21 protein-coding genes and 2 tRNA genes are annotated in these 22385 nt (G+C 63.9%); 3 read left to right on the top strand and 20 right to left on the bottom strand.

Going from position 1 to position 22385, the window contains the following annotated elements:
* Window positions 1–48: 48 nt before the first annotated feature.
* The 5 genes from OIK44_RS00115 to OIK44_RS00095 all read right to left on the bottom strand — a co-directional run bounded on the left by OIK44_RS00115 (window position 49) and on the right by OIK44_RS00095 (window position 2360).
* Window positions 49–288: a hypothetical protein gene (locus OIK44_RS00115; RefSeq protein WP_273668618.1), complete on the bottom strand. Its 240-nt coding sequence runs from the start codon at window positions 286–288 to the stop codon at window positions 49–51.
* A 131-nt stretch (window positions 289–419) separates the two neighbouring features.
* Window positions 420–803: a GtrA family protein gene (locus OIK44_RS00110; RefSeq protein ID WP_273668617.1), complete on the bottom strand. Its 384-nt coding sequence runs from the start codon at window positions 801–803 to the stop codon at window positions 420–422.
* A gap of 111 nt (window positions 804–914) precedes the next feature.
* A tRNA-Asn gene (locus OIK44_RS00105) sits at window positions 915–990 on the bottom strand.
* A 63-nt stretch (window positions 991–1053) separates the two neighbouring features.
* Window positions 1054–1743, bottom strand: a complete 690-nt coding sequence (locus OIK44_RS00100) for a DUF3334 family protein (protein WP_273668616.1) — start codon at window positions 1741–1743, stop codon at window positions 1054–1056.
* A gap of 293 nt (window positions 1744–2036) precedes the next feature.
* On the bottom strand, window positions 2037–2360 hold the full coding sequence (locus tag OIK44_RS00095) for a Dabb family protein (protein WP_273668615.1): 324 nt from the start codon (window positions 2358–2360) through the stop codon (window positions 2037–2039).
* Between the two features lie 89 nt (window positions 2361–2449).
* Here OIK44_RS00095 and OIK44_RS00090 point away from each other — a divergent pair, with 89 nt between their 5' ends.
* Both OIK44_RS00090 and OIK44_RS00085 read left to right on the top strand, forming a co-directional pair.
* Window positions 2450–4492, top strand: a complete 2043-nt coding sequence (locus OIK44_RS00090) for a spermidine synthase (protein WP_273668614.1) — start codon at window positions 2450–2452, stop codon at window positions 4490–4492.
* A 180-nt stretch (window positions 4493–4672) separates the two neighbouring features.
* Window positions 4673–5227, top strand: coding sequence for a hypothetical protein (locus tag OIK44_RS00085; RefSeq protein WP_273668613.1), 555 nt, complete (start codon window positions 4673–4675; stop codon window positions 5225–5227).
* A gap of 46 nt (window positions 5228–5273) precedes the next feature.
* Here OIK44_RS00085 and OIK44_RS00080 read toward each other — a convergent pair.
* Together OIK44_RS00080 and OIK44_RS00075 are read right to left on the bottom strand one after the other, a co-directional pair.
* Window positions 5274–5349, bottom strand: a tRNA-Asn gene (locus tag OIK44_RS00080).
* Window positions 5350–5470: 121 nt separating this feature from the next.
* Entirely contained in the window at window positions 5471–6688 is a 1218-nt protein-coding gene (locus OIK44_RS00075) for an amino acid aminotransferase (RefSeq protein ID WP_273668612.1), read from the bottom strand.
* A gap of 114 nt (window positions 6689–6802) precedes the next feature.
* On the opposite strand from OIK44_RS00075, the gene uvrB reads away from it, so the two are divergent.
* Window positions 6803–8890, top strand: coding sequence for an excinuclease ABC subunit UvrB (uvrB, locus tag OIK44_RS00070; RefSeq protein WP_273668611.1), 2088 nt, complete (start codon window positions 6803–6805; stop codon window positions 8888–8890).
* A gap of 72 nt (window positions 8891–8962) precedes the next feature.
* On the opposite strand, the gene OIK44_RS00065 is transcribed toward uvrB, so the two are convergent.
* From OIK44_RS00065 to OIK44_RS00005, 13 genes are all read right to left on the bottom strand, one after another.
* Entirely contained in the window at window positions 8963–9508 is a 546-nt protein-coding gene (locus OIK44_RS00065; RefSeq protein ID WP_273668610.1) for a phosphoribosyltransferase, read from the bottom strand.
* A gap of 23 nt (window positions 9509–9531) precedes the next feature.
* Complete coding sequence (locus OIK44_RS00060; protein ID WP_273668609.1) at window positions 9532–10845, bottom strand: adenylosuccinate synthase; 1314 nt, start codon at window positions 10843–10845, stop codon at window positions 9532–9534.
* A gap of 2 nt (window positions 10846–10847) precedes the next feature.
* Entirely contained in the window at window positions 10848–12008 is a 1161-nt protein-coding gene (locus OIK44_RS00055; RefSeq protein WP_273668608.1) for an ATP phosphoribosyltransferase regulatory subunit, read from the bottom strand.
* A 276-nt stretch (window positions 12009–12284) separates the two neighbouring features.
* Window positions 12285–13175, bottom strand: coding sequence for a protease modulator HflC (gene hflC, locus OIK44_RS00050; protein ID WP_273668607.1), 891 nt, complete (start codon window positions 13173–13175; stop codon window positions 12285–12287).
* Window positions 13175–14458, bottom strand: coding sequence for an FtsH protease activity modulator HflK (gene hflK / locus OIK44_RS00045; protein WP_273668606.1), 1284 nt, complete (start codon window positions 14456–14458; stop codon window positions 13175–13177). The genes hflC and hflK overlap by 1 nt, the downstream gene beginning before the upstream one ends.
* Before the next feature lies 1 nt (window position 14459).
* Complete coding sequence (hflX, locus tag OIK44_RS00040) at window positions 14460–15665, bottom strand: GTPase HflX (RefSeq protein ID WP_273668605.1); 1206 nt, start codon at window positions 15663–15665, stop codon at window positions 14460–14462.
* Window positions 15666–15707: 42 nt separating this feature from the next.
* On the bottom strand, window positions 15708–15944 hold the full coding sequence (gene hfq, locus OIK44_RS00035; protein ID WP_008450615.1) for an RNA chaperone Hfq: 237 nt from the start codon (window positions 15942–15944) through the stop codon (window positions 15708–15710).
* A 141-nt stretch (window positions 15945–16085) separates the two neighbouring features.
* Window positions 16086–17429 carry a ribosome biogenesis GTPase Der gene (der, locus tag OIK44_RS00030; protein ID WP_273668604.1) on the bottom strand — a complete coding sequence of 448 codons (1344 nt, stop codon included), beginning with the start codon at window positions 17427–17429 and terminating at the stop codon, window positions 16086–16088.
* Between the two features lie 4 nt (window positions 17430–17433).
* Window positions 17434–18579 (bottom strand): outer membrane protein assembly factor BamB, encoded by a 1146-nt coding sequence (gene bamB / locus OIK44_RS00025; protein ID WP_273668603.1) that lies wholly within the window; start codon window positions 18577–18579, stop codon window positions 17434–17436.
* 91 nt (window positions 18580–18670) lie between these two features.
* Window positions 18671–19324, bottom strand: coding sequence for a tetratricopeptide repeat protein (locus OIK44_RS00020; protein WP_273668602.1), 654 nt, complete (start codon window positions 19322–19324; stop codon window positions 18671–18673).
* Between the two features lie 60 nt (window positions 19325–19384).
* On the bottom strand, window positions 19385–20737 hold the full coding sequence (gene hisS, locus OIK44_RS00015) for a histidine--tRNA ligase (protein WP_273668601.1): 1353 nt from the start codon (window positions 20735–20737) through the stop codon (window positions 19385–19387).
* A 56-nt stretch (window positions 20738–20793) separates the two neighbouring features.
* Window positions 20794–22050: a flavodoxin-dependent (E)-4-hydroxy-3-methylbut-2-enyl-diphosphate synthase gene (gene ispG, locus OIK44_RS00010; RefSeq protein WP_273668600.1), complete on the bottom strand. Its 1257-nt coding sequence runs from the start codon at window positions 22048–22050 to the stop codon at window positions 20794–20796.
* 1 nt (window position 22051) lies between these two features.
* The coding region (locus OIK44_RS00005) for a DUF4115 domain-containing protein (protein ID WP_273668599.1) at window positions 22052–22385 on the bottom strand (334 nt) is incomplete at its 5' end.

The raw sequence follows: 22385 nt of genomic DNA, 5'->3' as shown, positions 1-22385 counted from the left end.
TAGTCGCAGAGCAGCGGAATATCGCAGCAGAGTACGCTTTGCGGCGCGTCAGTGGTGCTTGCCCAACGCCAACATTGCCAGCGCAACCTTACGTGCCTCGGCCTCCGCCTCGGCTTCGCTGCCGAAGACCGAACAGACCGACACGCGCCGGCCGGGAAAGACACGGTAGCGGTGCATCGGATTCGACGACGGGGCGTAAATGGTCAGGTAGGCGCCCCAGCCTTTGACGAGGGCCAGGGGCACGCCGGAATAGTTGATTTCATACTCACCAATATATTCAATTGGCATAGTCCGTTCCGCTATGAGGAGAGCGCCAGCTTACCACGCCATGGGGCCGGCAAGGATATCCAGATACCGCTAGGCAATAAAAAAGCCGTCCTGGCCCCGCCGTCCTGGCCCCGCCCTCCCTTGGCGGCGGCTTACTTGGCCGGCTTGAACGCCCACCAGCGGCTGCCGGCGAAATTCCACGCCAGGCCGATGGCCGTGGCCAGCAACTGCGCCAGCCAATAGTTCCAGCCCAGGCCCTGCACCAGCAGCCACATCAGTCCAGTGTTCATGCACCAGCCTATGCCCAGCAACGTGAAGTATTTGGCGGCGGCCTCGCCGTGCGACTTGTCGCTCTGGAAGGTGAAGAAATAGTTGAGGATATAGTTAACCACGGAACCGAGCGCATACCCCAGCCCGGAGGCGGCGGCGGCGCCGATGCCGGCCAGTTCGACGCCGGCCCACAGGACCGAATATTGCACGGCCGTGCCGGAAGCGCCGACGGCGGCGAAGCGGAGAAATTGGCGTTGCACGGACATCGGCGTGATCTTTTCGGACGTTGAGGGGGCGTGCGGGCGGCGCCGGGCCGCACCAATATAGCAAAAAAAATGGCTACGATTTCTCGTAACCATTTTTTCACTACCGTATTCTGGCTCCCCGACCTGGACTCGAACCAGGGACCTGCGGATTAACAGTCCGTCGCTCTACCAACTGAGCTATCAGGGAAAAGAGGCCGCATTATATACGGCAATATTTAGATTGTCCAGCCCACGCCGCGCCGGCCCGGTCTTACATGCCCAGCGACTTCAGCAGATCGGAATTGTCATCCAGGTCCTCGACCGCCGGCGCCGCTTCGACGCGGCCGCTCGCCTGCTCCATCGCCATCAGCGCATCGGGATCGAGCTCCTCGTGGGTATCGAAATCGTGCAGGCGGATAAACTCGGTGCGGTCTATCGCCAGCTCCAGATAGAAGATGTTGTTCTTCTCCGTGTAGAAGGTGACGCGGCGCATTTCCGGCCGGTCCAGCGGCGTGTCCACGCTCAGCATGACCTGCTTGGTGAGCACCAGCATTTTCGGCTGGTTCTGGGTAATATTGGTTTGCAGCTCGCGGCGCACCTTGCCGGTGAAGTCGCCGACTATCTGGTTCATCAGCTCACCCATGATGTTGGCCACCTCGTCCGAGGTGTGGGAGCTGGCCAGCTCGGATTTTGGCATGCCCATGTGCAGCATGTAGCGCTCGTAAATCTCCATTGCCGCATCGGCGGCGAAGTTCAGCACCACCAGCCCGGTGAAGCCGCCGTCAAACAAGACGAAACAGCCGATATCCGGCTTCAAGCCGGTCTTGGTAATCCGCTGCACCATGCCGGAGTAATTGACTTTGCTTTGCGTTGCGACATTCAAGACCCGCGTGACCGAGTTGCACAAACTCATCAGCAAGTCTTCTGTACCGTACACAACATCCTTATTTTCAACATTCATGGTCAACCTCTGTTATTTTCTTAAAGATGAAACTACTGTTTCCTGGTCCAGCGCCAGACGAAACAAAACGACTTCGCTCAGCAAGCGGACAAGCTCATCTTTCCATTCCTGATCCCGGCTGGCGACGGGCCTTGCCTCCCCCTTCGCTGACACAAGACACCCGGAAACGATCAGAATACCGAGGCGCAAGATTCCCGTCCACTTGAATCATGCATTCGCGTGAAATTTTAGTTCCAAAATGCAAAAAAAAGGGCGCGCGCGCTCACCAGGGCCGCGGCCGCCCCGCATCCACATTACACGACCGGACCCGGCACATAGTCGACCACCAGCACCTTGGCCAGCCACGGCTTGAGCAATTCGACGAAACGCAGGTGCGCCGGATCGAGCAGATAGGCGTCGCGCCCCGCTACGCCGTCGAAGAGCAGCGTGAAGCAATCCGTGTAACCATCGGCCAGCCCCTCGGGGCTATTATTCAGTCCGTGCTCGAAATGGCGCACGACGGGGATCGCCTCCTTCAGCCGGGCGAATTCGCGCACCAGCAAGGCGTACTGCTCGTCAGAAATATCGGTACGAAACGTGCACAGCACAAGGTGCCGCAAACCGTGTGGAAAATCCATTGTTCACCCCTCCTCATATTTACTTTACCATAACAACAAACCGCCTCGGAAAGATCGCCGCCAACCGCGCGCCAGCGCAAAGGATCGCCATGATTTTCCTCTATGCCTGCACGATCTTTCTCAGCGCCTTCCTGCTATTCCAGATCCAGCCCATCATCGGCAAGATGATACTCCCCTGGTTCGGCGGCTCGGCTGCGGTCTGGAGCACCTGCATGCTGTTCTTCCAAGTCCTGTTGCTGCTCGGCTACCTGTATGCCCACCTGACCACGCGCCGCCTGAGGCCGCGACGGCAGGCGCTGCTGCATATCGCCCTGCTGGCCGCCAGCGTCGCGCTGCTGCCGATCACCCTGGACGAAGCGTATAAGCCCGCCGGCAACGCCGAACCAACGCTGACCATCATCGGCTTGATGGCCGCCAGCATCGGCCTGCCCTACTTCCTGCTGTCGGCAAGCGGCCCGCTGCTGCAAGCCTGGTTTGCGCGGGAAAAACCCGGCAGCATCCCCTACCGCCTGTTCGCGCTGTCGAATTTCGGTTCGATGCTCGGGCTGCTCAGCTACCCCCTGCTATTCGAACCGTCGCTGACGCTGCCGCACATGTCCGTCAGTTGGTCCGCCGCCTACGCCGTGTTCGCGCTGCTCTGCGCCGCACTGGCGCTGCGCGGCGTGTGCGCGCACGCCGCCCGCGCGCCGGCGGCCGCCGCCCCCGTCGGCGCCGCACCGTCGGGGCGGCGCCGCCTCGCCTGGCTGGCACTGGCGGCGCTGCCGACCATTCTGCTGATGTCGGTCACCAGCCATCTGACGCAGAACGTCGCCCCGATTCCCTTGCTGTGGGTCGCGCCCCTCAGCATTTACCTGACCAGCTTCATCCTCTGCTTTGAAGGGGGCGGATGGTATAGGCGCAACTGGTACTTGCCGATGTTCATGCTCTCCATCGCCGGCATGGTAGTGTTCTTCATCGCCCCCGCGCTGATGCCGAAAACCGCCTGGCTGCCGATTCTGCTGTACTGCGGCGGCCTGTTCTGCTGCTGCATGGTGTGCCACGGCGAACTGGCCAGACTCAAGCCGCACGCCTCGCAGCTGACCACGTTTTACCTGATGCTCGCCAGCGGCGGCGCGCTGGGCGGCATCTTTGTCGCCATCGTCGCGCCGCGCCTCTTCAACGACGACTACGAACTGGTGCTCGCCGCCATCGCCAGCGTTGTCGCCGTCTTCACTGTGGTGTACCGCGAACCGGGCGGCGCGGCCTACCGCTTCGTCAGCCGCGAGGCATGGCTGAAAATCACCGTGTTTTCGGTGACGCTGACATCCCTGCTTGTCGCCGCCATCTTCCTATTCGCGGCGCAGCAAAATATCGTCCAGCGGCGCGACTTCTACGGCACGGTCAAGGTCAAGGACGTGGGCCTGGGCGAGCAGCGCTACCGGCAACTCTCCCATGGCGTCATCCTGCACGGCTTCCAATATCTGGACGCGGCGAAGCGGCGCTGGCCGACCAGCTACTATGGCGCCGACAGCGGCGCCGGCGTGGCGTTGTTGGCCGGCAGGGGCGCCGCGCCGCAAAAGGTCGGCGTGGTCGGCCTCGGCGCCGGCACCATGGCCGCCTACTGCCGCCACGGCGACGCCTACCGCTTCTACGAAATCAACCCGCTGGTGATCGGCCTGGCCGCCTCGGCCTTCAGCTACCTGCCGGACTGTCCGGCGCAGATGGCCGTCGTGCAAGGCGACGCCCGCCTGTCGCTGGAGCGCGAGCCGGCCCAGCATTTCGACGTGCTCGTGCTCGACGCCTTTTCCGGCGACTCGATCCCCGTGCATTTGCTGACGCGCGAAGCCTTCGGCCTCTACTTCCGCCACCTGAAGCCAGGCGGCATGCTGGCCGTGCACATCTCGAATCAGCACCTGAACCTGGCGCCGGTGGTCAAGCTTGCCGCCGACTACTACGCGAAAGAGGCCAGGCTGGTGCAGTCGAAGCAGGACCAGCGCCGTGGCGTGGGCATGGCGGAGTGGATCGTCATCAGCGACGGGGCGGCCATTTTCCAGTCCGGGGAATTGAAGAGTGCGGCAAGAACGATACACGCGGGCCAGCACATCCGCCCCTGGACGGATGACTACAGCAGCATTTACGCGATTTTGAAGTGACGCCGGCAGCGCATAAGCAAAAGGGTGACGTTTGCACGTCACCCCTGCTCTATTCTGGCGCCCGACCTGGACTCGAAAAACTCAGGCCGGCGCCCGTTCCGCTCGCTTACCCCTGACAGGAGTCAACGAACCCCGGCAATTCGCCCGGTATGATCGGCGACACACCACCGGGAGAGACGAATGCATCCTTACCTGAGCTACTTCGCGTTCGCCGCCATTCTCGCCGCCGGCGGCAATGCCGTCGCCCAGCCAAGCCCGGTCAGTATGTACTCCGACATCTCCGGCACGGCCTGCGCCAGGCATATCGACGACGCTTCGACCGGCGCTTACACGATGGACTGCCCCGGCGTTCACGGCTTCCGCCTGCGCGTCCTGGAAGACGATGAACGCAGTTCGATCAGCATCGTGACGCCGAACAAACGGGTCTTCCCCCTCAACTATTGGAATGTGGTAACGCGCGGATTTTCGATGCTGGGCACCAAGGCTGAGTGGCGCATCGCGAAAGTGGATGGGAAAACCGCGCCGATTGCGATCATCGTGCGCATACACGCTCTCGACCAAAGCTATCCGGAGCATCCGAAACGCGTACCGCTCCTTGCCGTCGCGAAGATATCCCGCGATGCGGCCTGCGTTACCCGCGCCGTCGAGGCCCTCGCCCCGGACGCGAACGAGCAAGCCCGGCGATTCGCCGACAACAGGAACATGGCGTGCCTGCCCGCCGAATCGGGGCAATAGCCATACGAAAACGGCCCCGCGATAAATCGCGGGGCCGTCTGTATTCTGGCTCCCCGACCTGGACTCGAACCAGGGACCTGCGGATTAACAGTCCGTCGCTCTACCAACTGAGCTATCAGGGAAAAGAGGCAACATTATATACTTTCTTGAGCGCACCATCAAGGTTTTTGATCATGCGCTTCGGTCAGCTTTTTTTTGTTACCTTCCGGATCAATCTTGCGAGCAATCCGAAGAAAAAAGATTTTAAAGGACTTTAGCGATTGCGTCAACAACCTTGTCGATATTTGCCGCGTTCAGCGGCGCCACGCAGATGCGGCCCGTGTCCACCGCATACACCGAGTGCTCGCGCGCCAGCGTCTCGACCTGCGCCTTGCTCAGGCCCGAGTACGAGAACATGCCCACTTGCTGGCGCACGAAGTCGAAATCGTGGCCCGGCGCCTTTTCCTTGAGCTTGGTGACGAAGGCTTCGCGCATGGCGCGGATGCGCACGCGCATCGCGGCCAGCTCGTCTTCCCACAACTGGCGCAGTTCCGGCGTCGTCAACACGGTGGCGACGACCTTGCCGCCGTGCACTGGCGGGTTCGAGTAGTTGGTGCGCACGACGCGCTTCAACTGCGACAGCAGGCGCGCCGCCTCGTCCGCGCTTGCCGCGACGACGCTGAGCGCGCCGACGCGCTCGCCGTACAGCGAGAACGACTTCGAGAACGAGTTCGAGATCAGCAGCGGGCCGCCGGCCGCAACGAAGCGGCGCACGACGGCACCGTCTTCGGCGATGCCGGCGCCGAAGCCCTGGTAAGCCATGTCGAGGAAGGGAATCAAGCCGCCGGCGCTGACGGCGGCGATGACCTCGCCCCACTGCTCGGCGCTCAGGTCGGCGCCGGTCGGGTTGTGGCAGCAGGCGTGCATCAGCACGATCGAGCCGCGCGGCATCGCCTGCAGGTCGGCCAGCATGCCGGCAAAGTTCACGCCGCGGGTGGCGGCGTCGTAGTAGGCGTAGTTGTTCACGACGAAGCCGGCGCTCTCGAACAGGGCGCGGTGGTTTTCCCAGCTCGGGTCGCTGATATACACTTGCGCGCCGGGCGCGAAGCGCTGCAGGAAGTCGGCGCCAATTTTCAGCGCGCCGGTGCCGCCGATCGCCTGCACGGTGACGGCGCGGCGCTCTTGAATGACGACGCTGTCGGCGCCAAATACCAGTTCCTGCACGGCGGCGTCGTAGCTGGCCAGGCCGTCGATCGGCAGGTAGGTGCGCGGCGCCGCCTGCTCGATCAGAATGGCTTCGGCTTTGCGCACGCAGGACAGCAGCGGAACCTTGCCGTTTTCGTCATAATAGACGCCGACGCCGAGATTGATCTTGGCCGGATTTTTATCCGCGTTGAAGGCTTCGGTGATGCCCAGGATGGGGTCACGCGGCGCCATGTCGATGGCACTAAACAGGCTGGCAGAGGCAGAAGGGTTCGTCATGATAAGATTGAATTCGATTGGAGGCAGGGTTCGCAGCGGAGTTGCAGACAGCGCCCCCGAACACGCATTCCAGGGCCGCCGGCTGAGCACTATTCTAACAAAGGTCTGATTCGTATGGCTGATTTATCCCTTGCAAATGACACATCGCCGACCATAGTGTCGTTTCCCGATTCACCGTTCCAGTTGCACCAACCGTTTTTACCCGCCGGCGACCAGCCGACGGCCATCACCGGCCTGTGCGAAGGCATCGCCGACGGTCTCGCCTACCAGACACTGCTGGGCGTGACGGGTTCCGGCAAGACCTACACGATGGCCAACGTGATCGCGCGCATGGGCCGGCCGGCCATCGTCTTCGCGCCGAACAAGACGCTGGCGGCCCAGCTCTACAGCGAGTTCCGCGAATTTTTCCCGAACAACGCCGTCGAGTACTTCGTCAGCTACTACGACTACTACCAGCCGGAAGCCTATGTGCCGCAGCGCGACCTGTTCATCGAAAAGGACTCTTCGATCAACGAGCACATCGAGCAGATGCGCCTGTCCTGCACCAAGTCGCTGATGGAGCGGCGCGACGTCGTCATCGTCGCCACCGTGTCGGCCATTTACGGCATCGGCAATCCCAACGAATACCACCAGATGATCCTGACGCTGCGCGCCAAGGACAAGGTCAGCCAGCGCGACGTCATCGCCCGCCTGATCCAGATGCAGTACACGCGCAACGAGGTCGACTTCGGCCGCGGCACCTTCCGCGTGCGCGGCGACACCGTCGACATCTTCCCCGCCGAGCACGCCGAACTGGCCGTGCGCCTCGACATGTTCGACGACGAGATCGAATCGATCCAGCTGTTCGACCCGCTGACGGGCCGCGTGCGCCAGAAGATCCCCCGCTTCACCGTCTACCCCGGTTCGCATTACGTGACGCCGCGCGCGACCGTGCTGCGGGCCATCGAAACCATCAAGGACGAGCTGCGCGAGCGCCTCGAATTCTTCCGCCGCGAGAACCGCCTGATCGAGGAGCAGCGGCTGGAGCAGCGCACCCGCTTCGACCTGGAGATGATGACGGAAATCGGTTTCACCAAGGGCATCGAAAACTACTCGCGCCACTTGAGCGGCGCGCAGGCCGGCGAACCGCCGCCGACGCTGGTCGACTACCTGCCGGCGGACGCGCTGATGTTCCTCGACGAGTCGCACGTGCTGATCGGCCAGCTCAGCGCCATGTACAACGGCGACCGCTCGCGCAAGACCAACCTGGTCGACTACGGCTTCCGCCTGCCGTCGGCGCTGGACAACCGGCCGCTGCGCTTCGACGAGTTCGAGTCGAAGATGCGCCAGACCGTGTTCGTTTCGGCCACGCCGGCCGACTACGAGAAGGCGCGCGCCGACCAGGTGGTCGAGCAGGTGGTGCGTCCGACCGGCCTGGTCGATCCGCAAATCATCGTGCGCCCGGCCAGCAGCCAGGTCGACGACCTGATGTCGGAAATCGTCGAGCGCATCAAGAAGGACGAGCGGGTGCTGGTGACGACGCTGACCAAGCGCATGTCCGAGCAGTTGACGGAATACCTGGGCGACCACGGCATCAAGGTGCGCTACCTGCACAGCGACATCGAGACGGTCGAGCGCGTCGAAATCCTGCGCGACCTGCGCATCGGCACCTTCCACGTGCTGGTCGGCATCAACCTGCTGCGCGAGGGCCTGGACTTGCCGGAAGTGTCGCTGGTGGCCATCCTCGACGCCGACAAGGAAGGCTTCCTGCGTTCCGAGCGCAGCCTGATCCAGACCATCGGCCGCGCCGCGCGCAACCTGAACGGCACGGCCATCCTGTACGGCGACCGCATCACCGACTCGATGCGCCGGGCCATCGACGAAACCGAGCGCCGCCGCGCCAAGCAGATCGCCTTCAACACGGCCAACGGCATCATCCCGGTCGGCGTCAAGAAGAGCATCAAGGAGCTCATCGACGGCGTCTACAGCCCGCAGGAGGCGCGCGACAAGCTGGAGGTGGCGCAGGAGACGGCCAAGTACGAGGCGATGAGCGAGAAGCAGATCAGCAAGGAGATCAAGCGCCTGGAGAAACTGATGCTCGACCACGCCAAGAACCTGGAGTTCGAAAAGGCGGCGCAGGTGCGCGACCAGTTGCATGTGCTGAAGGAGCAGTTGTTCGGCGCCCCGGGCAGCGACAACGTCGCCGCCCTGCTGGCCAGCTGATCGGCCGCGCCATAAAAAATGGCGGGCGGACCCTGAGGTCCGCCCGCCATTTTTTTTAACGATGCCGGCCGATTACGCCGCCGTGTCGTCCTTCTTCAGCCACGCCGCCAACTGGTGCGGGCGCAGGCCGTCGTAGTCCTCGAAGGGTTGATGGATCCACGGATTGTGCGGCAGGTCTTCCATGCAGTAGTCCGGACGGATCGACGAGCAACCCTTGGTCCAGATCACGGCCGAGCGCACTTCCGTGACGCCGGCGAAGTTCTGCTTCAGGTGCTTGGTGACTTTTTCCAGCGTCACGCCAGAGTCGACCAGGTCGTCCACCAGCAGGATGCGGCCGGCCAGCGGGCCCTTGGTCATCGTCATGTATTTGGCGATGTCGAGGTCGCCGCGCACGGTGCCCGCCTCTTCGCGGTACGAGCTGGTCGAGAGGATCGCCAGCGGCACGTCGAAGATGCGCGAGAACACGTCGCCCGGACGCACGCCGCCGCGCGCCAGGCACAGCACCTGGTCGAATTTCCAGCCCGATTCATGCACCTTCAGCGCCAGGCGCTCGATCAGGCGGTGGTATTCGTCCCAGGAGACCCAGAGGTGTTTTTCGTTCGTTTGTGGGGTAGTCATAGAGCTTATTCCGATTGTTTTTATTATTCGAATGGGTGGCGCAGCACGATCGTTTCTTCACGATCCGGACCGGTCGAGACCATGTCGACCGGCACGCCAACCAGTTCTTCGATGCGCTTGATGTAAGCGCGGGCGGCGGCGGGCAGCGCGGCCAGCGATTTCGCGCCGACGGTGCTGTCTTTCCAGCCCGGCATTTCTTCGTAAATCGGCTCGCAGCGGGCCGCGTCTTCGGCGCCGACGGGGAAGATGTCGACGTTGCGGCCGTCGAGCTTGTAGCCGGTGCACAGCTTCAGCGTTTCCAGGCCGTCCAGCACGTCCAGCTTGGTCAGGCACATGCCCGACACGCCGTTGATCTGCACGGAGCGGCGCAGCAAGGCGGCGTCGAACCAGCCGCAGCGGCGGGCGCGGCCCGTCACGGTGCCGAATTCGTGGCCGACGGCCGACAGGTGGTGGCCGACGCCGTCATCGGTGCTCAGCTCGGACGGGAACGGGCCGGAGCCGACGCGCGTCGTGTAAGCCTTGGTGATGCCGAGGATGTAGTGCAGCATGTTCGGGCCGACGCCGGAACCGGCGGCGGCGTTGCCGGCCACGCAGTTCGACGAGGTGACGAAGGGATAGGTGCCGTGGTCGACGTCGAGCAGGCTGCCCTGCGCGCCTTCGAACAACAGGTTGGCGCCGGCCTTGTGCGCCGCGTACAGCGCGCTCGACACGTCGGTGACCATGGGGCGCAGGCGCGGCACGTAGGCCAGCGCGTCGTCCAGGGTCTTCTGGTAGTCGACCTTGGGCGCCTTCAGGTAATTGGCCAGCACGAAGTTGTGGTAGTCGAGGTTCTCGGCCAGTTTCTCGGCGAAGCGGGTCTCGTTGAGCAGGTCGGCGATGCGAATCGCGCGGCGCGCCACCTTGTCTTCGTAGGCCGGGCCGATGCCCTTGCCGGTGGTGCCGATCTTGGCGGCGCCGCGGGCCGCTTCGCGCGCCGCGTCCAGGGCCGAGTGGTAAGGCAGGATCACCGGCGACGCTTCCGAGATCTTCAGGCGCGAGGCGACTTCGACGCCGACCGCTTCGAGCTTGTCGATTTCGCGCAGCACGTCCGGCACCGACACCACCACACCGTTGCCGATGTAGCAGGCCACGCCCGGACGCATGATGCCCGACGGGATCAGCTGCAGGGCGGTTTTGACGCCGCCGATGACCAGCGTGTGTCCCGCGTTGTGGCCGCCCTGGAAGCGCACCACACCCTGGGCGTGATCGGTCAACCAATCGACGATCTTGCCCTTACCTTCATCGCCCCATTGGGTGCCGATGACGACGACGTTTTTTGCCATAATTTTCTTTGACATACTCAACCTAAGTTTTTAAGAATCCAGCTACTACCATTATCGTCAAGAACCAGCGCGCGGTCGCACTCGAACTCGTCTAGCTCATTACTGTGACCCGGCATGCTCTGGATCACGACCTCGCCCGCTTTGCGCAGCTCGGCGATCTTTTCCCGCAGCTCGGGGGCGTTGCCCCAGGGCGCGCGGATGGAATGCTTACGCTCGGCCGTCGGCAGCAGCCGCGCCAGTTCGCGCAAGTCGAGCGAAAAGCCGGTGGCGGGACGGGCCCGGCCGAACGCTTCGCCGACGTGGTCATACCGGCCGCCGCGCGCCACCGCGTTCGGCAAACCGGGCACATACAGCGCGAACATCGCGCCGCTTTCATATTGATAGCCGCGCAGGTCGGCCAGGTCGATCGCCACCTCGGCGCGGCCGATGGCCGAACCGGCCAGCGCGGCCAGCTCCGCCAGCGCCCTGCCGATGCCGGGCAGCGCCGGCAGCACCTCGCGGGCGCGCGCCAGCACGTCGATGTCGCCGTACAGGCCGGGCAAGGCCAGCAGCGCGTCGCGGGTCGCCGGCAGATAGTTGGCCGTCAGCGCGCGCAGGCCGGGCGCGTCTTTCGCGCGCAGCAGCGTGTACAGCGCCGCCTCGTCCTTGCCGGCGGCGGCGTCTTCGGCAATGATAGCGCGCAATACGCCAACATGCGACAAATCCAGGCGCACTTCAGTGAAACCGGCCAGCGCCAGCGAGGCCAGCGCCAGTTCCTGGATCTCGGCGTCCGCCTCCAGGCCGGCGTGGCCATAGATTTCGGCGCCGATCTGCAGCGGCTCGCGCGTGGCGTGCAGGCCGGAGGGACGGGTGTGCAGCACGCTGCCGACGTAGCACAGGCGCGTCACCGAGGCGCGGTTCAGCAGGTGGGCGTCGATGCGCGCAACCTGGATCGTCATGTCGGCGCGCAGGCCGAGCATGCGCCCGGACAACTGGTCGACCAGCTTGAAGGTGCGCAGATCGGTATCCTTGCCGGCGCCGGTCATCAGCGACTCCAGATATTCGAGCAGCGGCGGCATCACCAGTTCATATCCGTACAGACGGAAATTATCCAGCATCAGACGACGCAACTCTTCAATCTTGCGCGCTTCCGACGGCAATACATCGGCAATATTTTCGGGCAAAAGCCAATTCGGCATGAGGGAACAAGATACGGAAGAAAGTTGAAAAATGCATTCCACGGGGCGGTAAAGCGCACGCCGGGCAGAAGGCCGAACCTGATATTTTACGCGAAAATGCCGGACAACAGGAAGAAAGTCGCGCGCGGGGCGCAGAAAAGCCCGCGCGGATTCCTGTCTAGACAGGTGGAAAAGCGTGGAAAACCAAACACTTAGGCAGTGTGCGGGCAAAAAAAATCCGGGCCGCCGTGAGGCGGCCCGGACGCGCCGGCCGGGTGAAACCGCGGCCGTCGGCGCTTACTTCTTGGCCGGCGCCGCGGCGCCGCCCGAACCCTTGAAGTACTTGAAGAAGTCCGAGTTGGCGTCCACCACCATGACGTCGCTGTGGCTCTTGAACGTGGCGCGGTAAGCTTCCAGGCTGCGGTAGAACTTGTAGAACTCGGGGTTCTTGCCGAACGCCTCGGAATACACCAGCGAAGCCTTGGCGTCGCCCTCGCCGCGGATCTTCTCCGCTTCGCGGTAGGCTTCGGCCAGGATCACGGTGCGCTGCTTGTCGGCGTCGGCGCGGATCTTCTCCGAGTCGGCCGAACCGGTCGAGCGCAGCTCGTTGGCCACCCGCACACGCTCCGACTTCATGCGGTCGTACACGGAATTGTTGATCTGCTCGACGTAGTCGACGCGCTTCAGGCGCACATCGATGATTTCGATGCCGATCAGCTTGGATTCGGCGATGACCTTGGTGCGGATGCCTTCCATGACCTTGCCGCGCTGGCCGGAGATCACTTCGCGCACGGTGCGCTTGGTGATTTCGTCGTTCAGCGAGGCCTTGACGATCTGCGACATGCGGTCGCGGGCCCGGCTTTCATCGCCGCCGAAGCTGACGAAGTACAGCTTCGGCTCGACGATGCGCCATTTGACGAAGGCGTCGACCAGGATGTTCATCTTCTCGGCCGTGATGAAGCGGTCCGCCTCGGGCGACTCGATGGTCATGATGCGCTTGTCGAGGAACAGCACGTTCTGGAACGGCGGCGGCAGTTTGAAGTGCAGGCCCGGCTGACTGATCACCTGCTTGACCTCGCCCAGGGCGAAGACGATGGCGTATTTGCGCTGGTCGACGACGAAAACGGTCGAGGACAGCAACATCAGCGCGATAAAGCCCGCGACCAAGGCTGTTACGATGCGGTTCATTAGCGACCCTCCCGATCACGCGACGATTCCCGGGAACGACTGTCGCGGCGCGACCCTTCCACTGTTTGTATGAGTTCCGGCGGCAGCGCCGTGCTCGCCGTCGGCGCGGCGGCGGCCTTGGCGGCGGCCGCGCTGGCGTCCTGGGCCGCGCTCTGGGCGATCAGCTTGTCGAGCGGCAGGTACAGCAGATTGCTGCCGCTTTTCGCGTCGATCATCACCTTGCTGGCGCTGGAGAAGATTTGCTGCATCGTTTCCAGATACATGCGGTCGCGCGTGACGCCCGGCGCCTTCTGGTACTCGACCAGCACTTGCTGGAAGCGCGAGGCGTTACCGATGGCGTTCTCGGTGACCATCGAGCGGTAGGCTTCGGCCTCCTGCAGCAGGCGGAAGGCGTTACCGCGCGCCACCGGCACCACCTGGTTGGCGTAGGCCTGGCCTTCGTTCTTCTGGCGTTCGCGGTCCTGGCCGGCCTTGACGGCGTCGTCGAAGGCCGTCTGCACCTGCTCGGGCGGCTGCACAGCCTGCATCGTGACGTTGGTCAGCACGGCGCCGACGGCGTAGCGGTCGAGGATCTGCTGCATCAGTTGCTGGGTGTCGAAGGCGACTTTCTCGCGCCCCTCGTAGAGCACGAAGTCCATCTTGCTGCGGCCAACGATTTCGCGGATCGCCGTTTCGGCGACCTGGCGCAGCGTCTCTTCCTGGTCACGGTTGTTGAACAACCACGCCACCGGGTCCTTCAGCTTGTACTGCACGGCGAACTGGATGTCGATGATGTTCTCATCGTCGGTCAGCATCAGCGATTCCCTGGCCTGCTTGTTCTTGACGGTCGAGCGGTAGCCGATTTCCACGGTGCGCACCTGCGACACGTTGACGGTTTCGTCGGTCTGGAACGGATACGGCCAGCGCCAGTTGAAACCGGCCGGCGTCGAATGGCTGTACTTGCCGAACGTCATCACGACGCCGGTCTGGCCCTCCTGCACGATGAAGGCGCCGCTGGCGAGCCAGATCAGCGCCGCCACCGAGGCGACCACGCCGACGGTGATGCCGGCCCCCTTCATGTCGGGGCGCATGCCACCGCCGCCGTTGTTGTCGGGGCGGTTTTTCTGGCCGAAGAAGCCGTTCAGGCGGGCGTTGAAATCGCGCCACAGCTGGTCCAGGTCGGGCGGACCTTCGCCGGGCTTTTTGCCCTCCTGGGCTTTGTTGGCGTCGTCCTTCCGATTGCCCCAGCGGGGGTCGTTCAGGGACAGCTTCAAGCCGATTTTTTTCTTTAGGGAGACAAGCATACTATCGTGTTCCGGCATGGATGTTGGTTGGAATACTATCTGCCTGGCCAGCCTCGTAGGCCTGGCCCGGACTGGCGTCGTCCTGCTCATCGTACTGCAATTCTTCGCCGTCGTGCTGGTACAGATGGGCCGCGCCGGGCGCGCCCTTGGCCGATTCGACGATGGCCTCGCGCAGCAGGTCGAGCCCGGTGCCCTTCTGCGCGCTGATGAAGACGCGGTGCAAGCGGCCCTCCTCGTCGCGCTCGACGCTCGGTTCGAGGCCGGCCGCGTCGATTTTGTTCCACACGAGAATCTGCGGAATGTGGTCGGCGCCGATTTCCTTCAATACCAGGTTAACCTGCTCGATCTGCTCCATGCGCACCGGCGAGGCGGCGTCGACGACGTGCAGCAGCAGGTCGGCGTGGATGGTTTCCTCCAGCGTGGCGCGGAACGCCGCCACCAGCTGGTGCGGCAGCTCGCGCACGAAGCCGACCGTGTCCGAGATCACCACATTGCCCACTTCCTGACCCAGGTAAACCCGGCGCGAGGTCGTGTCCAGCGTGGCGAACAACTGGTCGGCGACATACACGCCGGCCTTGGTGACGGCGTTGAACAGGGTCGACTTGCCGGCGTTGGTGTAGCCGACCAGGGAAACCGAGAAGGTATGGCTGCGCCCGCGCGCGCGGCGCTGGGTTTCGCGCTGCTTGTGCAGCTTTTCCAGGCGGGCGCGCAGCGCCTTGACACGTTCGCCGATGAGGCGGCGGTCCGTTTCAAGCTGGGTTTCGCCCGGGCCGCGCAGGCCGATACCGCCCTTCTGGCGCTCAAGGTGGGTCCAGCCGCGTATCAGGCGCGTGGCCAGATGCTGCAGCTGGGCCAGCTCGACCTGCAGCTTGCCCTCGTGGCTCTTGGCGCGCTGCGCAAAGATGTCGAGGATCAGGCTGGTGCGGTCGAGCACGCGCACGTTCAGGCGTTTTTCCAGATTGCGCTGCTGGGCCGGCGACAGCGCGTGGTTGAAAATGACGATTTCAAGCGCGTCATCGGCAACCGCGGCGCCGATCTCGTCGGCCTTGCCGCTGCCGACGAAATACGCCGAGTCCGGGCTGGAGCGCTTGGCCGTGATGGTCGTGATCGGTTCCGCCCCCGCTGAACGCGAGAGCAACATCAATTCCTCGACGCTGGCGGCAAAGTCGCCCTGACCGAAGTCAACTCCGACTAGGGCTGCGCGCATACGGCATTCTGGCAGGTTGGCGGGGAAATCTGGCCCAAGGCCTTATTCCGCTTCGGATTCAATATTCAAATTGACGGCGCGCGCCGGCACGACGGTCGAGATGGCGTGCTTGTACACCATTTGCGTGACCGTATTGCGCAGCAAGACGACGTATTGGTCGAAGGATTCGATATGGCCCTGCAGTTTGATGCCGTTGACCAGGTAGATCGAGACGGGAACATGCTCTTTGCGTAATGCATTGAGGAATGGGTCTTGTAACAGTTGCCCTTTGTTGCTCATAACAGCTCCGTGATGTTGTTGTATTTAAGAATTGGAGACGACTCGTTCAATTTCAAGTGCCTATGCACCATTCTCACGAAGAGAATGATGCTCAAGGGCTACTGTAACCTGTTTTCGGGCCGTCCGTCGCACAGGCGGCGACTATTTCTGCGTTTTGTTAAACGGGTTCTTGCCGGTACGCAGCTCAATGCGCAGCGGCGTGCCGACCAGCGAGAAGGTGTCGCGGAAATGTTTTTCCAGATAACGCTTGTAGGGATCGCCGACGGCGTCCAGGGCGTTGCCGTGGATAACGATGATCGGTGGGTTCATGCCGCCCTGGTGGGCGTAGCGCAGTTTCGGCCGGATCGAGCCCTTGCGCCGCGGCTCCTGCTTCTCGACGGCCTCGATCAGCGCCCGGGTCAGCTTCGGCGTCGACAGGTCGCTCATGGCGGCCGCGTAGGCCGCGTTCAGCGACTTCATCAGCGGACCGATGCCGGAGCCCTTCAGCGCCGAGATGAAATGCGTCTTGGCGAAGGACAGGAAGTCGAGCTTGCGGTCGATGTCGATCTTGATCTCGTCGCGCTGGTCCGACTGCAAGCCGTCCCATTTGTTGACGGCCACCACCAGCGCGCGCCCCGTTTCCAGCACGAAGCCGGCGATGTGCGCGTCTTGCTCGGAAATGTCTTGCTGGGCGTCGAGCAGCAGCACGACGACGTTCGCCTCGGAAATCGACTGCAGCGTCTTGACGACCGAGAATTTCTCGATGGCCTCGAAGACCTTGCCGCGGCGGCGGATGCCGGCCGTGTCGATCAGCGTGTACTGCTGGCCGTCGCGCTCGAAGGGGATCTCGATCGAGTCGCGGGTCGTGCCCGGCATGTCGAAGGCGATCACGCGCTCCTCGCCCAGCAGGGTGTTGACGAGGGTCGACTTGCCCACGTTCGGCCGGCCGACGATGGCGATCTTGATGCCGCGCGCGACCGGGTCGAGCTCCTCGGCTTCCGGCGGACGCTGGGCGAAGGCCGTGTTCAGGGCCTCCTCGACGAGGTCGTTGACGCCGTCGCCGTGGGCCGAGGAGATGGCGATCGGATCGCCCATGCCCAGCTCATAGAACTCGGAGACGACGGCCGTGTAGCGCATGCCCTCGCTCTTGTTGACGACGAGAATCACCGGCCGGCCGCTCTTGCGCAGGAAGTCGGTGATGGTCTTGTCGTGCGGCGTCAAACCCTGGCGGCCGTCGACGATGAAGACGACGACGTCGGCCTCGGCCACGGCCTGCTTGGTCTGCAGCGCCATCTGGTGCATGATGCCTTCCTTGGCGACGGGCTCGAAACCGCCCGTGTCGATGACCAGGAAGGGACGTTCGCCTACCCGGCCTTCACCATAGTGACGATCGCGCGTCAACCCAGGCAGGTCGGCCACCAGCGCATCGCGCGAGCGGGTGAGACGATTGAATAAAGTCGATTTCCCAACATTGGGTCGACCTACTAGTGCAATTACCGGCTTCATTGTATTACTCGACCGCGAGAGCGGTCACTGTCCCTGATTGGGTTTGAAAAATCAAATTCGTGCCGGCGAGGACGGGAACCGATGTGACCGGGCTGCCGTCGGTGCTGACGCGACCTATTAATGCGCCATCTTCCCGTGACAGGAAGTGGATGTAACCTTCAAAATCGCCGACCGCGACCGCCCGGCCATAGGAGATCGGGGTCGACAGGCGGCGGTAAGCGAGCGCGTCGGTTTTCCACGCGCTCTGGCCGCCTTCGCGGCTGAACGCGGCGACGCTGCCCTTTTCGTCGGCGGTGAAGACGAAACGCTGGTCGACGCCGACGCCGACGTCGGACGACTGTTCCTTGCTCCAGCGCGCCACGCCGGTGGCGGCGTCGAAGCAGCTGACCCGGCCCTGGTAGGACACGGCGCAAATGTCTTTGTCAAACAGCACCGGCGTGCCGCCGATGTCGGTGACACGCTCCAGCTCGGTCGCGCCGCGCGGATCGCCGACCACCGCTTCCCAGCGCGGTAAACCGGCCGCCAGCGTCAACGCCAGCAATTTGCCGCCCGGCTGGGCCACATACACGTTGGCGCCGCCGACGACCATGCCCGGCGCGTTGCGCAGGGTCAGGGCCGGCGTGCTGCGCTGCACCGTCCATTTTTTCTCGCCCGTCTTGGCGTCGAAGCCGACGATGCGGTTGTCGACGCTGCGCACGACGACGACGTCCTGGCCGACGGCGGGCGCCGACAGCACCTCGCTCGACGCCTGCTGCTTCCACAACTGCTTGCCGTTGGCGTCGAACGCCAGCACGGTGCCCTTGACGCCGCCGACGACGACGACATTGCCGTCGCTGCCGACGCCGGCGGTCAGCTCGGTGCCGGCCTTGACGCGCCACAGCTCGCGCCCGCTGGCCGCGTCCAGGCGGGCGATGCTGCCATCGTTGGCGGCCACGAACAGGCTGTTATTCACCAGCGCCGGCGTGAACGCATACACGCCGGCCTTGCCGGCCGAATACTTCCAGGCGCTGCGCACGGCAACGCTGGATTTTACCTCGACCAGCTTGGCCGGCAGATTTTTCGTCTCTTTCGATGCAAACGGATTCAGTGAAGAACACCCTGCCACCAGAGCCAGCAGGCCCAGACCAAGCAGCTTTTCGGTAATGCGCATAAGTTTAACCTTGTTTACTGTTGATGCTCGCCCCGCCGCAGCGTAGGGCACGACGCCCGCCGGCCAGGCCGCGGGCAACATGAGAAAGGGATCAGAGCGCCGCTTTCGGCTCCGGCACGCTGCCGCCCACCGCTTCGAGTTTCACCTCGATCAACTGGCGCGCCGGCTGCCGCTTGTCGGTCACGGCCAGCGCGGCCAGGTAGGCGGTGCGCGCCTCGGCCAGCTTGTTCTGCGCCGCCAGGATGTCGCCCTTGCGGTCGGCCACGGCGCCGGCAAATTGCGCCGGCAGCTCGCCCGCCAGCGCCTTCAGCGCCTCGTCGTAGGCTTTTTCGTCGAGCAGCACGCCGGCCAGGCGCAGCTTGGCGACGGCCTGGTATTCCTCGTTGCCGTGCTCGGCCGCCCATTGCAACTGGGTTTTGGCCGTTTTCAGGTCGCCCGCCTCGAAGGCGCTCTTGGCCGCCGTCAGCGCGCTCATCGGCGCGTAGGCGGTGCGGCCGAAGCGGCTCTGCATGTCGGCGGCGGCGCGCTGCACCTTGGCCGCGTCCTTCGCCTGCACAGCGCCCTGCAGCTCCTCGTACAGCTGCGAAGCCTGGCTGGCCTGGCTGCGCTGGTAGTAATTCCAGCCGGTCCAGCCGCTATACGAGGCCATGGCGGCGATCAGCACCCACGACGTCAGATTGCCGTACTGATTCCACCACGCTTTAAGGGACGCTAATTGTTCTTGTTCTTCGAGATCGTATGCCATGAGTATGAAGTTGTAATGGTTAATGGTTCAAGAAACGGGTCAAAAAAAGCACCGGCGGCATCAGTGGTGGAAATGCGTGTGGCCATGGTCGTGGCTGGGATCCTGGCAACCAACGATCTGGTCGACCAGGAAATCGACGACCTCGTCGAAGGGCACCGTGCTCTGCTGCTGAGCCGCATCGGCCGAGCGCAGCGCCTTGACGTTGGCGACATGCTGTTCCACCTCATCCTCGCCGAGGATGACGGCGAAGGCGGCGCCACTGGCGTCGGCCTTCTTCATCTGGGTCTTGAAGCTGCCGCCGCCGTTGCCAGCTGCGCAATGTAGCACAACGTCGAGGCCGGCATCGCGTATCCTTTCGGCCAGCACGAAAGCTTGCAGTTGCGCGCCCTCGCCCTGGTGCACCATATAGACGTCGCATTGGCCCGGCAGTTCCGGCTCGCCGGCCGCCTTCATCAGCAGCACCAGGCGTTCGATGCCCATGGCGAAACCGACGGCCGGCGTCGCCTTGCCGCCGAACATTTCGACCATGCCGTCGTAGCGGCCGCCGGCGCAGACCGTGCCCTGCGCGCCCAGCTCGTCGCTGACCCACTCGAACACGGTGCGGTTGTAATAGTCGAGGCCGCGCACCAGGCGCGGATTGATCGTGAACGGGATGTTGTTGTGGTTCAGGATCTTCTGCACGCCGTTGAAGTGGGCCAGCGATTCCTCGCCCAGGTAGTCGAGCAGCTTGGGCGCCGCGTTGACCAGCGCCTGCATGGCCGGGTTCTTGGTGTCGAGGATGCGCAGCGGATTGCTGTGCAGGCGGCGCTTGGCCTCTTCGTCGAGCACGTCCATGTGGCCTTCGAGATAGGCGATCAGGTCGGCGCGGTGGCGCAGGCGCTCGGCGGCGTCGCCGATCGAATTCAGTTCGAGGCGGATGTTTTCCAGGCCCAGGTCATCCCACAGGCGGCGGCACAGCATGATCATCTCGGCGTCGATGTCCGGGCCGGTGAAGCCGACGGCCTCGGCGCCGAACTGGTAGAACTGGCGGTAGCGGCCTTTTTGCGGGCGCTCGTGGCGGAACATCTGGCCCTTGTACCACAGGCGCTTCGGGCCTTCGTAGACGAGGTTGTGCTCGACCACGGCGCGCACGACGCCGGCCGTGCCTTCGGGGCGCAGCGTCAGGTTGTCGCCGTTCATCGAATCGGTGAACGAGTACATTTCCTTTTCGACGATGTCGGTGACGGCGCCGATGGCGCGCGCGAACAGCTTCGTCTCCTCGACGATGGGTGTGCGGATCTGCTGGAAGCCGTAGCTCTGCATGATCGACTGCGCCGTGTTCTCGAACAAGTCCCACAGCGGCGCGTCGGCCGGCAAGACGTCGTTCATGCCTTTGACGCCGGTGATTTTCTCTGCTTTTCTATTTTCTGACATAAGGTTCTTCTATTCTGTAAAGGGACAAACCGCGCGCCTTCAGGCCGCGCCCGCACTCATTTGCCGTAGTGGCTTTGCACGTAATCGAGCACGATGGCCTGGAATTCCTCGACGATGCGCTCGCCGCGCAGGGTCACGGTTTTCTGGCCGTCGACGAACACCGGCGCGGCCGGCGATTCGCCGGTGCCGGGCAGGCTGATGCCGATGTTGGCGTGCTTCGACTCGCCGGGGCCGTTGACGATGCAACCCATCACGGCCACGTTCATCGCCTCGACGCCCGGATAGGCTTTTTTCCACTCCGGCATCTGCTCGCGCAGATAGGTCTGGATGTTGTCGGCCAGCTCCTGGAAGGTGGTCGAGGTGGTGCGGCCGCAACCCGGGCAGGCGATGACCATGGGCGCGAACTTGCGCAAGCCCATCGTCTGGAGGATTTCCTGGCCGACCACGACTTCCCGGCAACGGTCGCCGCCCGGCTCGGGCGTCAGCGAAATGCGGATGGTGTCGCCTATGCCCTCTTGCAGCAGCACCGACAGCGCCGCCGTCGAGGCGACGATGCCCTTGCTGCCCATGCCGGCCTCGGTCAGGCCCAGGTGCAGCGGATAGTCGCAGCGGCGCCCCAGCTCGCGGTAGACGGCGATCAGGTCTTGCACGCCGGACACCTTGCACGACAGGATGATCTTGTCGCGGGCCAGGCCCAGCTCCTCGGCGCGGACGGCGTTTTCGATGGCCGACGTCACCAGCGCCTCGTACATGACGGACTGGGCCGCCCAAGGCTGGGCGCGGGCCGCGTTCTCGTCCATGATGCGGGCCAGCAAAGCCTGGTCCAGGCTGCCCCAGTTGACGCCGATGCGCACCGGCTTGTCGTACTTGCAGGCGGCCTCGATCATCTGGGCGAACTGGCTGTCGCGCTTGGCGCCCTTGCCGACGTTGCCGGGATTGATGCGGTACTTCGACAGCGCGCGGGCGCAGTCAGGATAGTCGTTCAGCAGCGTGTGGCCGTTGTAGTGGAAATCGCCGACCAGGGGCACGTCGATGTCCATCTTGTCGAGCTGTTCGCGGATATACGGCACTGCGGCGGCCGCCTCGGGGCGGTCCACCGTCAGGCGCACCAGCTCGGAGCCGGCGCGCGCCAGTTCCTTGATCTGGATGGCCGTGCCGACGGCGTCGGCGGTGTCGGTGTTGGTCATCGACTGCACGACGACGGGGGCGCCGCCGCCGACATAAATGCGGCGCTGGCCGTGCGCGACGAGCACGCTGCGGCTGTCGCGCCGGGCCGACGGGCCCGAACCGATAGCGATATTCGAGGAAGACATATTATTTGATGTTCAAACGTGAAGTGGTGCCGCCCGGCACCGGCGTCAATTCCAGCTTGGCGCCGCGCAGGCTCGCTTCGACGCCGGCCGGCTTGCCGACGACCAGCATCACCGGCCCGGTGATGTCGAAGGTTTCCGTGTTGCCGGCCTTGACGATGCGCGAAATCAGCGGCGCGGCGCCGCTGCGGCGGATCTCGACCCAGGAATCCTGGGTCGTCGTCAGCACCAGCGCGTTGTTGGTGGCGGCGGCCGGGGCGGGAACGGGAGCCGGCGGCGGCACGGCGGCGGCCGGGGCCGGGGCCGGCGCGATGGCGGGCGGCGCCGCCTCGGCGGGC

Origin of the sequence: Janthinobacterium fluminis, from assembly GCF_028595325.1 — a bacterium.
Lineage (GTDB): Bacteria > Pseudomonadota > Gammaproteobacteria > Burkholderiales > Burkholderiaceae_D > Janthinobacterium > Janthinobacterium fluminis.
Note: the sequence above shows the minus strand (reverse complement) of the source record. Positions and strands in the feature narration are given on the sequence as shown.

What these genes read in the sequence shown, in the direction of transcription:
- uvrB (WP_273668611.1), top strand. Translation starts at nt 6,803, where the DNA reads ATGGCTGATTTATCCCTTGCAAATGACACATCGCCGACCATAGTGTCG.
- OIK44_RS00020 (WP_273668602.1), bottom strand. Translation starts at nt 19,324, where the DNA reads ATGGCATACGATCTCGAAGAACAAGAACAATTAGCGTCCCTTAAAGCG.
- hisS (WP_273668601.1), bottom strand. Translation starts at nt 20,737, where the DNA reads ATGTCAGAAAATAGAAAAGCAGAGAAAATCACCGGCGTCAAAGGCATG.
- OIK44_RS00095 (WP_273668615.1), bottom strand. Translation starts at nt 2,360, where the DNA reads ATGGATTTTCCACACGGTTTGCGGCACCTTGTGCTGTGCACGTTTCGT.
- OIK44_RS00100 (WP_273668616.1), bottom strand. Translation starts at nt 1,743, where the DNA reads ATGAATGTTGAAAATAAGGATGTTGTGTACGGTACAGAAGACTTGCTG.
- hflC (WP_273668607.1), bottom strand. Translation starts at nt 13,175, where the DNA reads ATGAACCGCATCGTAACAGCCTTGGTCGCGGGCTTTATCGCGCTGATG.
- der (WP_273668604.1), bottom strand. Translation starts at nt 17,429, where the DNA reads ATGAAGCCGGTAATTGCACTAGTAGGTCGACCCAATGTTGGGAAATCG.
- hflK (WP_273668606.1), bottom strand. Translation starts at nt 14,458, where the DNA reads ATGCTTGTCTCCCTAAAGAAAAAAATCGGCTTGAAGCTGTCCCTGAAC.
- OIK44_RS00075 (WP_273668612.1), bottom strand. Translation starts at nt 6,688, where the DNA reads ATGACGAACCCTTCTGCCTCTGCCAGCCTGTTTAGTGCCATCGACATG.
- hfq (WP_008450615.1), bottom strand. Translation starts at nt 15,944, where the DNA reads ATGAGCAACAAAGGGCAACTGTTACAAGACCCATTCCTCAATGCATTA.
- OIK44_RS00060 (WP_273668609.1), bottom strand. Translation starts at nt 10,845, where the DNA reads ATGTCAAAGAAAATTATGGCAAAAAACGTCGTCGTCATCGGCACCCAA.
- OIK44_RS00090 (WP_273668614.1), top strand. Translation starts at nt 2,450, where the DNA reads ATGATTTTCCTCTATGCCTGCACGATCTTTCTCAGCGCCTTCCTGCTA.
- ispG (WP_273668600.1), bottom strand. Translation starts at nt 22,050, where the DNA reads ATGTCTTCCTCGAATATCGCTATCGGTTCGGGCCCGTCGGCCCGGCGC.
- OIK44_RS00085 (WP_273668613.1), top strand. Translation starts at nt 4,673, where the DNA reads ATGCATCCTTACCTGAGCTACTTCGCGTTCGCCGCCATTCTCGCCGCC.
- OIK44_RS00110 (WP_273668617.1), bottom strand. Translation starts at nt 803, where the DNA reads ATGTCCGTGCAACGCCAATTTCTCCGCTTCGCCGCCGTCGGCGCTTCC.
- OIK44_RS00055 (WP_273668608.1), bottom strand. Translation starts at nt 12,008, where the DNA reads ATGCCGAATTGGCTTTTGCCCGAAAATATTGCCGATGTATTGCCGTCG.
- bamB (WP_273668603.1), bottom strand. Translation starts at nt 18,579, where the DNA reads ATGCGCATTACCGAAAAGCTGCTTGGTCTGGGCCTGCTGGCTCTGGTG.
- hflX (WP_273668605.1), bottom strand. Translation starts at nt 15,665, where the DNA reads ATGCGCGCAGCCCTAGTCGGAGTTGACTTCGGTCAGGGCGACTTTGCC.
- OIK44_RS00065 (WP_273668610.1), bottom strand. Translation starts at nt 9,508, where the DNA reads ATGACTACCCCACAAACGAACGAAAAACACCTCTGGGTCTCCTGGGAC.
- OIK44_RS00115 (WP_273668618.1), bottom strand. Translation starts at nt 288, where the DNA reads ATGCCAATTGAATATATTGGTGAGTATGAAATCAACTATTCCGGCGTG.